Source organism: Fodinibius sp. GM21 (genome assembly GCF_058386955.1).
Map to the genome: position 1 here is coordinate 94,590 of NZ_JBYEIQ010000006.1, position 15,139 is coordinate 109,728.

A 15,139-nucleotide genomic window follows, 5' to 3' on the forward strand; every position below is an offset into this window, starting at 1 on the left:
TAATTGGTAGGGTTGAAAAAGTTGGCTCTTTATTTGCATCAATGTAATACAACACGAAAAAAATATAGATTTAAATAATTGAATATATGAAGAACATCTTCGATAACATGGCCAATTTTGAAGATATTCAGGATCAATTTGATGATTTTGAACAGGCTATTCCCCTGATGTCCGAAGAGGAAGAAAAGGAATTGACGCAATCAGAGGTACCTGATGAACTTCCCATTTTACCACTCAAGAACACCGTTTTATTCCCCGGTGTTGTAGTACCCATTACAGTGGGCCGAGACCGTTCCCTAAAATTAGTAAAAGAAGCATACGAATCCGATAAAACCATTGGTGTGGTCAGCCAAAAAGATGAGGAAGATGAAGATCCCGATGGAAAGGATCTTTATGAGGTCGGTACCGTAGCACAAATACTCAAACTGATTAAGATGCCTGATGGCAGTAAGAGTATTGTCATCCAGGGAAAAACCACCTTCAAGGTTGAAGAATTCTTACAGAAGGATCCCTATTTTAAGGCTACAGTTGAGCCCTATCGCCAAGAGATGGATATTGAAGGCGTAGAGCTTGATGCCTCCATCAGATCAGTAAAAGAAACAGCTCAGAAGATTGTTAACCTTTCTCCAAATATTCCATCGGAGGCTTCTGTTGCGATAAACAACATCAATAGTCCAAATTTCCTGCTGAACTTTATCTCGTCGAACCTGAACGTTTCGACCTCCGACAAACAGGAGGTACTCGAAATTCGCAATTTTTCGGAACGCATGGAACGTGTAATGGAGTTTCTGAATAAAGAGCTCCAGGTTCTGAATTTAAGTGAGGAAATCCGTACGAAAGTCAAGTCGGATATTGACGAGCAACAGCGCGATTTTTACCTGCGTCAGCAGATGAAAGCAATTCAGGAAGCGCTGGGCGAAGACGGGGAGCAACAGGAGATTGCCTCTCTTCGCAAGCGTGCAAAAGAGAAAAATCTCCCGGAGGAAGCTCAAGAGACTGTTGAAAAAGAATTGAAGCGTCTGGAACGCACGCCTAATTCATCTCCAAATCATGGAGTCATCCATAATTATATTGAATGGATTTTAGATCTTCCATGGGAAAAATATTCTGATGACAACCTGGACCTGGAAAATGCCCAAGAGGTATTGGACGATGATCACTATGGGCTGGACAAGGTAAAGAAGCGTATCATCGAGTACTTAGCTGTACTCAAACTTAAGAAAGACATGAAAGCTCCTATCCTTTGTTTCTATGGCCCTCCGGGAGTTGGTAAAACCTCACTTGGTAAATCTATTGCCCGTGCATTAAACCGAAAATTTGAACGCTTTAGCCTCGGTGGCATTCATGATGAAGCCGAAATTCGAGGGCACCGACGAACCTATATCGGAGCACTTCCGGGTCGTATTCTGCGTGCGATGAAGAAGGCGGGTACAAGTAACCCGGTTATGATGCTCGATGAAATTGACAAAGTCGGTTCTGATTATAGAGGAGATCCCACCTCTGCCCTGCTTGAGGTACTTGATCCCGAACAAAACGATAGTTTCGCGGATAACTACCTTGAACTTGAATACGACCTGTCTAATGTGCTCTTTATTGCAACAGCCAACTCCCTTGATACTATACCGGCTCCGCTACGCGACCGAATGGAGATCATCAATATCAGCGGATATACGCTGCAGGAAAAAACGCAGATTGCGAAAGAGCATCTGATGCCTAAGCAGATCGAGGAAAATGGTCTTAATGAAGATCAGATAGATATTAAAGACGAGACTATTAGACAAATCATTGAAAAGTATACCCGGGAATCGGGCGTAAGATCCTTGGAACGAGAGATTGGATCGGTTTGCCGCGGTGTTGCCGCAAAAATTGCCAAAGGCGATGAAGGAGAACACGTTGTTGAACCGGATGATCTTCAGGAATATCTTGGTAAACGTAAGTACTTCTCAGAAGTAGCAGAACGTACCAAAGTTCCGGGCGTTGCTACTGGCTTGGCCTGGACCCCTTACGGTGGAGATATCCTCTTTATCGAGGCCAGCGTATCAAAAGGAACGGGCAAGTTGCACATTACCGGACAACTCGGTGATGTGATGAAAGAATCCGCTATGCTGGCGATGTCATATTTAAAGGCTCATTCGGATGAATTAAATATCCCCGAAGAAGCCTTTAAGTACTGGGATCTGCATATTCACGTACCCAAAGGAGCTGTCCCCAAAGACGGGCCGTCGGCGGGTGTTTCTATCTTTTCAGCCGTAGCATCTATCTTTACGCAGCGTAAAGTGAAAGGAACACTGGCAATGACTGGAGAAATCACCCTGCGTGGACTTGTTCTGCCGGTTGGTGGAATCAAGGAAAAAGTACTGGCCGCCAAGCGGGCCGGAATTGAAAAAGTTCTGTTGCCGAAAAAGAATGAGAAAGATGTTGCTGAAATTGAAGAAGACGTGCTCGGCGATCTCAAGGTGGAGTACCTGGAACGCATGGATCCCCTGCTTGATATCGTACTTGAGGATGAAGAAGTACGCAGCCCTCAGGAACGCTTTAAAGTAAGTGAATCCTATAAAAAGAAAACAAGTGAAAATTCCGAATCTACAGACTCCACTGAAGAAACGATAGTAATGGAATAATGATTAAATTATTCATAATAAAAAGTCGTCTCGATTTATCGGGGCGACTTTTTTATTTTAGTGATGTTTTAATTTCAAACTAAAGAAGTAAAGTTTGCCCAACGAAGGACGTATTGTAGAATCTACAGGACGATGGTATAAAGTTGCTTATGATGAAGACAGCGGTATGCAGACAATTAATTGTCGGCTTCCGGGTCGCTTTCGCCTTAAAGATCACGCACTGACCAACCCCATTGCCGTGGGCGACTATGTTGAGTTTGAAATTAATGATGACGGTTCGGGAAGCATCGAAAAAATAAAGGACCGTGAAAACTATCTTATCCGGCAATCCACCCATCATCAGGAAGATCATCAAATACTTGCAGCAAATATAGATCGCGCCTATGTAGTACAATCTGTTAAGATGCCGCGAATGAAGCAGGGTTTTTTTGATCGCTTTCTAGTAACCTGCGAAGCTTACCAAATTCCGGCTTCTATCATCATAAATAAAATGGATCTGGCAGATGATAATGCCCGGGCATATGTAGATTCCATTGCTGATTTATATGATTCACTGGGTTATCCCGTTCTGAAAACCAGTATAGATGACAAAGAGTCTCTGGAACGACTTAAAGAAGATCTTCGGGATAATACTTCTGTTTTGATTGGACCCTCAGGCGTTGGCAAAACAAGTTTATTAAATAGCATCGACCCCAATATCAATCGTAAAGTGGGTGATATCTCTACGTTTAATGAGAAGGGAAAACATACCACCACCCTTGCCAAACTACTTCCGTTACAGATTGGGGGATATATTGTTGATACTCCCGGCATTAAGGAGTTTGGATTAGTGAATATCGAACCCTGGGAACTTTCGCTGTTCTTTCCTGAAATGTTGGAACCCCGCCAAAATTGCAAGTTTAACAACTGTACTCATGCCCACGAACCGGGCTGTGGGGTAATTGAGGCCTTTAAAGAGGGCCATATCGATGCCGACAGGTACGATTCCTACCTTAATATCCTTGATTCTCTACAAGAGGATTAGAAGTAGAGAGTTAGCCTCAAATTCTTTAGTATTGCAATAGTCTACGGATGGTTAAAAATCGAAATTAAAAAATTAGGGATATGAAATTACGATACCGTTTTCTCCCCATTGTACTGCTAATTGGTCTTTTCACCTTCAATTCCACCCCTACCTTTGGTCAGGTCGGAGATATTGGAGATATCCTGCAAGCAGGTCGTGAAGATGCCAATACACTCGCACGCGCTTATCTTGAGCCTTTTGGATCGGGATTTGGTGCTTCACTCAACACCGGATGGACCAATACCGCTAGTCCTCACGGCAAACTAGGGTTTGATATAACTGTCAGTGCCGGATTAGCTATTGTACCCGATGCAGCGAAATCGCTTAACGTTAATGAACTTGAACTTCAACAGCTGGAGTTGGAAGGTACAAATCCTGTTTCACCTACCATCAATGGTAACGATGAAACTGGTTCACTGCTTGCTGCTTATGAAGAAATTAATGGTACCCGGCAAAAACTTTTAGAATTTAATATGCCCGAAGGATCCGGGTTTGAATATGTACCCGCCCCCATGATAAAAGCCGGAGTTGGCATTGTTAAGGATACCGAATTAATGCTTCGTTATACTCCGAAAACCGAAATCTCCGATTTCGGTTCATTTAACCTGTTTGGCGTAGGTGCCAAGCACGGTATCAATCAATGGTTGCCCGGCGGCAAGCTACTACCGGTTAACCTTTCGGTGATGTTTGGGTATACAAGCATGGAAGTAGGATCAGATTTGGATTTAGTTGCCAGCGATGTCATCCAAGATCCCAATAACACAGAGAATCCTTACAATGCTTCTCAATGGGATGGTCAGACTGTTGAACTAAATACTGATGCCTGGACCGTAAATGCCCTGGTTGGTAAAAGTTTGCCCATAATATCGGTATACGCCGGTGTTGGTTATGAGGCCTCCACGTTAAATATTACTACGCCGGGATCCTATCCCACTGTTGTTCCCAATGAGGCATACCAGAGCGATCCTCAAACTAATGAGCCCTTAATTGTTGATTCAGTTGATGAGCCCATTGATGTATCTATTGATGGCGATAATGGATTTCGGGCTCTTGCTGGATTCAGACTTAAATTTACCGTTCTACACATCTCGGGATCATATACCCTCTCGAATTATTCAAGCTACAACTTGGGAGTCGGAATTAGTTTCAGGTAAAAACGACTCAAAATTCATATTGCGAAAGGGAGTTCACATGAACTCCCTTTTTATTTGAATTCAGAAATTAATTAAATGTCAGAGTCTATAGATATCCTTTACCTTCTTGATCTTTTTGGAGTAGCTGTTTTTGCAATATCCGGTGCTCTTGCTGCAGGACGTAAAAGCCTTGATCTGCTTGGCGTAGTCATTATTGCCGTGGTTACAGCTGTAGGCGGGGGGACAACCAGAGATCTACTTTTAGATCGGCATCCTGTTTTTTGGATTGCGGACCCAGCCTATCTGCTGGTAATTATTATCGCTTCTCTGTTTACCATATGGTATACGCAATATAAAGAACCGCCTGAAAAAGCCCTATTGATCGCAGATGCACTCGGTTTGGCAGTTTTTACAATATTAGGAGCTCAGGTCACACAGGAAATAGTTTCGAGTAGCGTTATCATCATAATCATGGCGGCGATAACCGGTACCGTTGGTGGCTTAATTCGTGACGTTTTAAGTAACGATATCCCACTAATTTTAAGGCGTGATATTTATGCCACTGCAGCATTGGCGGGTGCCGCCATCTATCTGTTACTACAGCTAAGTACCTTAGATGCAACACTGAATATAGTTTTAGCAATGCTTGTCGTTATAGGTTTGCGTCTTACAGCTATTCAGTGGGACCTTCACCTTCCCAGGTTCAAATTAAAAGAATAAGTTGGTCTTTACTCTATTTGTGATAATATTAAATCGACCTTGATAATAAATTGGGAGGCAAAATGATGAAATCACAAATATTTGCACTTTTAGTTCTGATAATCACATTTTCGGGCACAGTACAAGCTCAAGATATTAATATCCAACAGTTTAAATTTGCCAGCGCAATAGAAGATCGCGAACCTTCGGGTGTTGATACTGTCTTTACCACAGATATCGGCACGGTCTATTGTTTTACACAAGTTGAAGGTATCTCCGATACGACTCAAATTACGCACGAATGGTACTACAAGGATGAGGTGAAAGCACAGGTCGATTTAACGGTGGCCGGAAATAACTGGCGGACATGGAGCTCCAAAAAGGTTCTTGAAAGCTGGACTGGTCCGTGGCGTGTTATGGTTTTAGGCCCCGAAGGTAACGTGCTAGCTACTAAAAACTTTGTCGTTAAATAAATCTTGATAGATTGGGAATGATCTATCCCCTATGAACTGCTTTGCAATATAATTCCCAAAAAAACAGAATATGATGAATGTAGGTTTTTACGGACTTGGAATAATGGGTAGCCGCATGGCCCAACACATATTATCAACGGATGCTCAGCTAACAGTTTATAATCGAACAATTTCGAAGGCGAAACCCCTAAAAGAACAAGGAGCTCTTGTAGCAAACTCTCCCAAAGACCTTGCCACCAGTTCAGATATTCTTTTTACCATGCTTTCAACACCCGATGCTGTTAGAGATGCCGCTCTTGGTGGTGAAGGCTTTCTTTCATACATGAAAGCTGGCACGCTTTGGGTAGATTGCAGTACCGTAAACCCCTCCTTTTCCAGAGAGATGCAGAAAAAAGCTGAACATTATGGAATTCGTTTTATGGATGCCCCCGTTGCCGGATCAACTGCTCCAGCTGAAGCCGGAAAACTCTTGTTTTTAGTTGGAGGAAAAAATGAGGATATCGAAGAAGTTCAGCCTTTTTTTAAAGCAATGGGTAAGAAAACTATTCATGCCGGAGATGTAGGTCAAGGTGCGTCTCTGAAAATGGTATTTAACCTATTGCTTGGAGAAGCAATGGCTGCATTCTCCGAAGGAATGAATTTAGGCCAATCACTCGGTCTCTCCAAAGATATGTTGATGGAAGCACTGATAGGTGCTCCGGTCGTGGCCCCTTTCATTACGGGCAAAAAAGAAAAAATCGAAGAAAATGAATACAAGCCCGAATTTCCTTTAAAATGGATGCTCAAAGACCTTCATTTGGCTATTAAAAGCGGCTATGAAAGCGGATCCAGCTTGCCTATTGGCAATGTAACCAAAGAACTATATGCACGGGCTCAACGAGAAGGACTTTCCAATCAGGATTTCTCGGCAATTTATTCGATAATTAATGATGAAAAGAAATAGATTATACTTGTGTTAGTGAGCTTCCAGCCAGTTATCAGCTAATCCCATATCAACTTTTAATGGACAGGCCAGCTCATAAGCAGATTCCATCAGGTCTTTCAATTTTTGGGGAGCGATATCTGCCTCATCTTCCGGCACTTCAAAGATAAGTTCATCATGAACCTGTAACAGCATCCGGGTTTGGAGATCCTGTTTTTCAAGGTACTGCTGAATATCGATCATCGCCTGTTTGATGATATCAGCGGCTGTCCCTTGGATTGGCATATTTATAGCAGTACGTTCTGCAAATGATCGCCGATTCCAGTTACTGGCATTTATATCAGAAATATAACGGCGACGTCCCATCAGGGTTTTTACGTACCCGTGTTCCTGAGCAAAAGCTTTCGTTTCGTTGATATACTCCAAAATACCAGGGAAACGCTCAAAATACTGATCAATGATATCTTTCCCTTCACTGTTGCTAACTCCCAGGCGATTTGCTAAACCATAAGCACTTACACCATAAGGAATCCCAAAATTAACCTCCTTTGCTTTTCGACGCTGATCTGAGGTAACATCGTCAAGCGAGTCCAGATCAAAAATCTCTTTTGCTGTTCGCGAGTGAATATCCTCATCATTTTTAAATGCCTGTATCATGTTTTCATCGCCCGACATAGAAGCTATAACACGGAGTTCTACTTGGGAATAATCGGCTGATAATAACTTGAATCCATCATCCGCAATAAATGCCTTGCGAATCTCACGACCACGTTTAGTGCGAATGGGAATATTCTGAAGATTTGGATTCGATGATGAAAGACGTCCCGTTGCTGCAATATGCTGATTAAAGTCTGTATGGATACGGCCCGTTTCCTCATTGATTAGCTTCGGCAAAGCATCCACATAGGTAGATTTCAACTTACTTAGAGCCCGGTATTCCAAAATAAGATCCGGCATCTCATAATCCTTTGCTAACTTTTTTAGTACAGATTCAGCCGTAGAATACTGTCCCGTTTTGGTTTTTTTACCGGCAGGCAGTCCCATTTTGTCAAATAACACTTCACCTAGCTGCTTGGGCGAATTGATATTAAATTCCGTACCCGCTTTGTCATAGATCTTTTGCTCGAGCCCTAACAAATCATCGCGCAACGACGCCGACAGTTCCTCAAGCATCTCTTTATCCAGCAAAATGCCATTCATCTCCATTTTCGCCAGTACTTCAATCAGGGGGAACTCCAGATGATTAGCAATATCATCAAGCTCGTCATCCTCTAATTTATCACTCAGTACTTCATACAATCGCAATGTAATATCAGCATCTTCACAAGCATACACTCGAACTTCTTCCGGATCAAATTCATCCATCGACTTCTGCTTACGACCACTGCCAATCAGATCCGTAATCGGAATTGGCTCATAGTTAAGATATTCTTCAGCCAGCGTATCCATCTTGAGCTTTTGATCCGCATCGATAAGATAAGCCGCAATCATCGTATCGAAAGCGTTTCCCTGAATCTCCAATCCGGCCCGACGAAGCATCATGTAATCAAACTTAAAATTGTGGGCAATCTTTTTGGTTGTGGGATTGGTAAACAGTGGACTCATGATCTCCAATACCTCTTGTTCATCAAATCCTTTCTCTCCATTTAGTGGGACATAATAGGCAATACCGGGCGTAGCAGAAATCGCAATTCCAACCAGGGTATTTTCCATGGGGTCAACGCCATCGGTTTCAGTATCAAAACAAAATGCATTCTTGCCGCTGAGCCGATCTACCAGTTCTTCAAGACTTTCTTTGGAGTTTACCAACTCATAAGTGACAATATCTTCGTCATAGCTTTCCAGCGGCGATTCTTCTTCGGTCTCATCATCTGCCAGAAATAGGTCGCCCTGATTTTTATTTCCTGAATCTGATTTCTTATCAGCCGATCTAACAATTTCTTCCCTCAAATACTTTTTGGTTAGGGTACGAAATTCCATCCTCTTAAAGAAAGCCCCCAGCTTTTCATCGTCAGCCCCCTGCCAATCCAGATCCTCCCAGTCCACAGTATTGGGTACATCTGTTTTTATTTTTACCATTTCTTTGGCATGCAGTGCTTCCTCGGCATACTCCTGTAGCCCTTCGCGGTGACGCTTAGAACTCATGTTTGGCGCATCTTCGATTGCTGCTTCGAGCGTTCCGTATTTATTGATCAATTTAGGAGCTCCTTTCTTTCCAATTCCTTTTACACCCGGTATGTTATCGGATTTATCTCCAAGAATAGCCAGCACATCAACCACCTTTTCGGGATAGACTCCGAAGTAATCTTTCACACCCTCGCGATCTATTAGATTAAAGCCACCATTCTGATTGTCAGGTTTGTACATCGTGATATGATCATGCACCAGCTGCATAAAATCCTTGTCGGGCGTAACAAGAAAAACATCCACATCTTCGGCATTTGCACGATCAGCCACCGTTCCAATAATATCATCAGCCTCATAGCCATCTTGCTCAATATTTTGGATCCCGTACCCCTCAATCATCTCTTTAATCAGGGGAATACCAATTGTTAATTCTTCTGGCTGCGGTGGGCGATTGGCTTTATAATCCTCATCCATCTCATGCCTGAATGTCGGCGCCTGTGTATCCCATGCCACGGCAATATGAGTAGGTTCGTGCTCCTCTAACAGCTTCTCTAGTGTATTAGCAAAGCCCAAAATGGGTCCGGTGGGAATACCTTCAGAATTACGTAAATTACTGCTGATAAAGGCGAAGTGCGAACGATAGGCCAATGCCATACCATCTAACAAAAAAAGGAGGCTTTTAGACATGCTTTCTACTTAAACTTGGTTCGTTAAAATTCTTACTATTCAGTTGTTAAATTATCCGGTAAAAGGTAAAACTTTTTAGTGTCGTTTTCGAATAACAACTTCATCTATATAATTGACCAAACTCTTTCATGGGCTTAAAAAACGAAGCGCAATCAGCATTCCAAAATACTAAATCCTTCTACAAGGAATACGTTTCGGGTATGACCCGTCAACGTATGGGCAAGGAATTTTATAAAGACACCGATCGTCTTAAGCAACTCTACTCCGAGGCCATCAGTGGAGATATTCAGAAAGCGGAAGATGAAACGATACCCGGGCATTTAAAAATCATGCGCCTTTTTTCCGCGTTAACCCAGCGCCTCAATCCAACCCGGCGATTGATATTTGGCTTATCGGTTGTATCCTTCATAGGACACTATTTGATTGGATTCCTCCAAATTACCGGCTTTGTTTTTTTTCATAACTTGCTCCTGCCCTTTGCATTTGTTTCCATGCTAATGTTGCTGCTCGTTGAACTGCTGGAAAAATCAGATGTAAAACGTGAAATCGACCTTGCCCGAGAAATTCAGCTCAGCCTGCTGCCCAATACCGAACACCATCGCAAAAACCTGGAAATTGCCTGCTTTGCCAATACAGCAAAAGAAGTAGGCGGCGATTACGTAGATATCATTGAAACGGATGAAGGAACATATATTGTAATTGCTGACGTCTCCGGCAAAGGACTTTCGGCAGCTTTATATATGGTGCGTATGCAGGCTTTGGTTCATCTTATCATCGAAAAAAGTCAACCTTCGCCAAAGGAGCTTTTTCTTGAACTCAATAATTATGTGAAATCAGATATTAAGGATAAAACATTTGTTACGGCCTGCGCTGCCTTTTTCCCAGTTGGAGAAGACCATTTCATTTTTGCACGCGCCGGACATAATGCCCCTATCCTGTTTAGTAATGAGCGGGATGCTACTTTTGATTTGAGATCCGACGGTTATGCCCTTGGCATGACGACATCAACTAATATGAAGCATCACCTGCAGGAAAAGAAATTCCATTTTAAAGCCGGTGACAGTATTCTTTTTTATACCGATGGGCTAACCGAATCGCGCAATGAATGGGGCGAAGAGTATGGCGACGAACGCCTCGATGGTATTATGAGTATTTATGGTTCACTTCATTCCAAATCGATAATCCATAAAATACATTCTTCACTAGAAAACTTTATTGGCAACGAAGAACCTGTGGATGATGTGACATTTACCTGCATTCATCACACTACGAAAACTAAATAAGACAAGTGGTCTGCCATTTTCCAGACCACCTATCTTTTTTGCATAACTTATCCAAGAAGCTTTAACGCCTCTTCTACCATTCGATCGCTGGTTATGCCGTATTCCTGGAAAATAGTTTCATAAGGTGCTGAGGCTCCAAAACGATCAACGCCAATTATGGAACCTTCTGTGCCAACCCATTCTCTCCAGCCCTGTGATGCGGCTGCCTCAATCGAAACCCGAGCCGTAACCTCTTCAGGCAGTACCTGTTCTCTATAGGCTTCATCCTGCTGTCTAAAAAGCTCCCACGATGGCATGCTGACCACTCGGGCATCAATATTTTTGTCGGCAAGTTTTTCTTTGGCTTCCATTGCGCGATACACTTCTGATCCGCTACCCATCAAAATAACATCGGGATGATCTTTTCCGGAATCCGCAAGAATATATCCACCCTTAGTAGTATTCTTTGCTGTATTCTCTTGCGTACGTTCAAACGTTGGTACATTTTGTCGGGTAAGAACAATCAACGAGGGGCCTTTGTCATAGTCCAGGGCCGCCTTCCAGCACCAGGCCACCTCATTGGCATCGGCAGGCCTGAGAACCAAAGTATTAGGCATAGCTCGTAGTGATGCCAAATGCTCGATTGGTTGGTGCGTGGGACCATCTTCTCCCAATCCGATACTGTCGTGGGTAAAGACAAATATTGATGGAATATGAGACAGGGCAGCAATACGAATGGCCGGACGGCAATAATCGGAAAATATAAGGAACGTCCCACCGTATGGAATTACTCCTTTATGCAGTGCCATACCATTAAGCGCAGCGCCCATGGCATGTTCCCGTACTCCAAAATGGATATTGCGTCCGCTATAATCAGATGCTGAAAAAATACCGGCATCATCAATCCAGGTTTTATTACTTCCTGTAAGATCCGCAGATCCACCTATCATCTGTGGCACATTTTCTGTTAAAGACTGCAACACCTTACCCGATGATGCACGTGTTGCCATGCCCTTTTCATCAGCTTCAAAATCGGGTAGAAAATCCTCAAAATTGTTGGGAAGCTCACGGTTTATGGCGTTCGAAAATGCTTCGGCTCGCTCAGGATTCACTTGCTGATATTGCTCCAATGTTTCTTGCCACTCTTGGAAAGATGCTGCACCTTTTTCAATAGCAGTTCGAAAATGCGTTAATGCTTTTTCAGGAATATAAAATTTCGCATTTGGATCCCAGTTAAGATTCTCTTTCGTCTTTTTAACTTCTTCCTCTCCCAGAGGGGCCCCATGCGAATCAGCACTATCCTGCTTATTCGGACTCCCAAACCCAATATGTGTTCGACAAATTATGAGCGAGGGACGATCACTCTCAGCTTGTGCCTTTTCAATAGCCTGTTCTACCTCTTGCCTATCGTGACCATCAATTTTGATCGTATGCCATTTAGCAGCCTCAAATCGTTTCTGTACATCCTCAGTGAAAGCTAAATCCGTACTGCCATCAATAGAAATTTCGTTGTCATCATACAGGTAAATCAATTTCCCCAATTTAAGGTGACCGGCCAGTGAGGCAGCTTCTTGAGATATTCCCTCCATTAAATCACCGTCACTTACAATACCGTATGTATAATGATCTGTAAGCTGATATTCATCTGTATTGAACTTCGCACTCAAATGCTTCTCAGCCATAGCCATACCTACCCCTGTTGCAAAACCCTGTCCAAGCGGCCCAGTCGTAGTTTCAACACCCGGTGTCAATCCATACTCAGGATGTCCCGGGGTCAAACTTCCCCATTGCCGAAAATCCTTAAGCTCATCAAGTGAAAGTTCGTACCCACTAAGATGAAGCAAACTATAAAGCAGCATTGAACCATGCCCTGCTGATAAGACAAACCGATCACGATCATACCATTCAGGGTTCGCAGGATCATGTTTTAAAAATCTAGTCCACAATACGTAAGCGGCATCTGCCATACCCATTGGCATACCCGGATGGCCGGATTCAGCAGCCTGTACCGCATCAATTGAGAGGGTTCGGATCGTATTTACACATAGCTCGTCAAGTGTGGTTTGTTTAGAGCTCATTTTAGAGAATCTGGTTTAATTTGAGGGCCAAAATTAGGGCTGAAAATAGTCAAAGCTCGGATCACATAAAAAATAAGTTCTACACAATAAAAAAGGCCTCCAATCATGGAGGCCTTAGAAAATATAAGAGCTAAACAAATTGTTTAACCTGTAGTGCTTTCACACTTGAGTTCGTACTCCATCTGGTGCTCAGCAGGAGATTTAAAATTACCGTAGGCAGCATTGTTAAATGCTTCACATGCATTTTCTTTTTGCCCCAGTCCTTGATAAGCAGTACCAAGTTCAAAATAGATCTTTGCTTTATCGGTTCTTCCGCCTTTTTCGAGGCTGAGCGCTTTTTCAGAATGTTGCACAGCTTGCTGCCAGTCTTGCGTTTTATTGTACGCCTGTGCTAAACGATAGTGAGCGTCAGAAGAACTTGAATCATAGTTTAGAGATCTATTTAACAGTTCTTTAGCGCGTGAAAAGTTTTTCTCCTCGATTGCGGTTGCACCGCGATACACAAGTTCGTCGCGGGCAGCATTGGTTGCTCTGGAAACAATTTGGCTGTCATTGGTCTTTTTGCCAACTTCAATAGCCTGATCAAAAAGATCCATAGAACGCTCTAAGTTCGTTCCTTCAATCTTTTTTAGTACAATACCCTTCTGATAATATGCTTTAGCATAATTGGGATCATTGCTGATCACTTCGTCAAGCGTTGTAAGAGCGTCTTGATAATTTTGCTGCTTATATTGGATAATAGACTTACTGTACAATAATTGATTAATTACTCCATTCGCCTGATTTGATACCTGCGAATTGTCATATTCATTTGCTACATCTTTCGTTTCCCGGAAGGCATCGATCGTAGCATCAAGATTTGAAATGGTTTGATTTTGTTTAAAAGCACGATATTTGTCAAGGGCAATCTGACGATATACTTCGGGTAATTTTCCTTCAGCTCGTTCGACAATATCATTACCCTGAGCTCCAAGTTGGCTGCCAACCTCAATCGCCTTTTTAAATTGCTCAATGGCTTTCTGATATTCGCCGTTCTGAACCATCTCCCGAGCACTGTTATAGGTTTGGACGGCCTCCTTGCGATCTTGTGCTTCAACAGTTTGGCCTAATCCAAAGATAAAAAGCCCAAGTAAGAATACAGTTATGCGTGATTTCAACAACTTCATTGTTTGTTCGGTTTATGGTTAAGTTTACAAATACGCAACGATATTTATTTCTACGATTTATATAAAAGTTAACTAAATCGTGCGCATTTTATTGTTATGATTTAAAAATTGAGTTTTCAGAGTAACCAATAACATGTTATCTAATCCCTGATATCAAATTTTGTTTCAATGTATAACTATTTTTTTTAAAAAATTAAACCCTTCTAGAAATTCGGACTCAACGTATGTTTCTGATAGAAGTCACAAATAATGTCTACAGCCTCCTCCTCATCATCCGTTAAATGGAATAGGTCAATATCTTCTTCTGATATTGTGCCATTAGCAACCATGGTATCGGTAATCCAGTCAACTAAGCCCCCCCAATATTCCTTCCCAATTAAAACAATGGGGAACGCATTTATTTTTTTTGTTTGTATCAGTGTCATTGCCTCAAAAAACTCATCAAGTGTTCCCAGGCCGCCCGGAAAAACAAGAAACCCCTGAGCATATTTTACAAACATTACTTTGCGAGCGAAAAAATAATGAAAATTGATAATATAATCGTCATCGACAAAGGGATTCAATCCTTGTTCGTGAGGTAGCGTAATACCTAACCCTACCGATTTACCGCCCCCCTCTTGGGCTCCTTTATTGGCAGCTTCCATAATCCCCGGACCCCCGCCGGTGATAATACCAAACCCACTTTCCGTAACCTTCTTAGCAGTTTTCTGAGCCATTTCGTAATAGACATCACTTTCATCCATTCGAGCAGATCCAAATATGGATACGCAAGGACCAATCTTGAAAAGCTTATCGTAGCCTTCCACAAATTCACCCATAATTTTGAAAATGCTCCAGACATCACTTTCGTGGCTGTCACCAAAATTATCAGGAACTGTCAATTTTCTTACTTCATTTTTACTACTCAT

The 15,139-nt window shown here is 42.4% G+C and carries 11 protein-coding genes; 7 read left to right on the forward strand and 4 right to left on the reverse strand.

Annotated features, from left to right (window positions below):
* The first annotated feature begins 86 nt into the window (after positions 1-86).
* The 6 genes from lon to ACT3IB_RS14295 all read left to right on the forward strand — a co-directional run bounded on the left by lon (position 87) and on the right by ACT3IB_RS14295 (position 6,932).
* Entirely contained in the window at positions 87-2,621 is a 2,535-nt protein-coding gene (gene lon / locus ACT3IB_RS14270) for an endopeptidase La (protein ID WP_491539700.1), read from the forward strand.
* A gap of 94 nt (positions 2,622-2,715) precedes the next feature.
* Positions 2,716-3,645 (forward strand): ribosome small subunit-dependent GTPase A, encoded by a 930-nt coding sequence (gene rsgA / locus ACT3IB_RS14275; protein WP_491539701.1) that lies wholly within the window; start codon positions 2,716-2,718, stop codon positions 3,643-3,645.
* An 80-nt stretch (positions 3,646-3,725) separates the two neighbouring features.
* Positions 3,726-4,838: a DUF6588 family protein gene (locus ACT3IB_RS14280; RefSeq protein ID WP_491539702.1), complete on the forward strand. Its 1,113-nt coding sequence runs from the start codon at positions 3,726-3,728 to the stop codon at positions 4,836-4,838.
* A 75-nt stretch (positions 4,839-4,913) separates the two neighbouring features.
* A complete protein-coding gene (locus tag ACT3IB_RS14285; protein ID WP_491539703.1) occupies positions 4,914-5,537 on the forward strand; it encodes a trimeric intracellular cation channel family protein in 624 nt (207 codons plus the stop codon).
* 62 nt (positions 5,538-5,599) lie between these two features.
* Positions 5,600-5,989, forward strand: a complete 390-nt coding sequence (locus tag ACT3IB_RS14290) for a DUF2914 domain-containing protein (RefSeq protein WP_491539704.1) — start codon at positions 5,600-5,602, stop codon at positions 5,987-5,989.
* Between the two features lie 70 nt (positions 5,990-6,059).
* Entirely contained in the window at positions 6,060-6,932 is an 873-nt protein-coding gene (locus tag ACT3IB_RS14295) for an NAD(P)-dependent oxidoreductase (RefSeq protein ID WP_491539705.1), read from the forward strand.
* A 12-nt stretch (positions 6,933-6,944) separates the two neighbouring features.
* Here ACT3IB_RS14295 and polA read toward each other — a convergent pair whose 3' ends face one another.
* Positions 6,945-9,725 carry a DNA polymerase I gene (gene polA / locus ACT3IB_RS14300; RefSeq protein WP_491539706.1) on the reverse strand — a complete coding sequence of 927 codons (2,781 nt, stop codon included), beginning with the start codon at positions 9,723-9,725 and terminating at the stop codon, positions 6,945-6,947.
* 128 nt (positions 9,726-9,853) lie between these two features.
* Between polA and ACT3IB_RS14305 the strand changes: the two genes are divergently transcribed.
* Positions 9,854-11,008, forward strand: coding sequence for a PP2C family protein-serine/threonine phosphatase (locus ACT3IB_RS14305; RefSeq protein ID WP_491539707.1), 1,155 nt, complete (start codon positions 9,854-9,856; stop codon positions 11,006-11,008).
* 47 nt (positions 11,009-11,055) lie between these two features.
* On the opposite strand, the gene tkt is transcribed toward ACT3IB_RS14305, so the two are convergent.
* The 3 genes from tkt to ACT3IB_RS14320 form a co-directional block, all read right to left on the reverse strand.
* Entirely contained in the window at positions 11,056-13,065 is a 2,010-nt protein-coding gene (gene tkt / locus ACT3IB_RS14310; protein WP_491539708.1) for a transketolase, read from the reverse strand.
* A 143-nt stretch (positions 13,066-13,208) separates the two neighbouring features.
* Complete coding sequence (locus tag ACT3IB_RS14315) at positions 13,209-14,222, reverse strand: tetratricopeptide repeat protein (protein WP_491539709.1); 1,014 nt, start codon at positions 14,220-14,222, stop codon at positions 13,209-13,211.
* Positions 14,223-14,434: 212 nt separating this feature from the next.
* Positions 14,435-15,139 carry an LOG family protein gene (locus tag ACT3IB_RS14320; protein WP_491539710.1) on the reverse strand — a complete coding sequence of 235 codons (705 nt, stop codon included), beginning with the start codon at positions 15,137-15,139 and terminating at the stop codon, positions 14,435-14,437.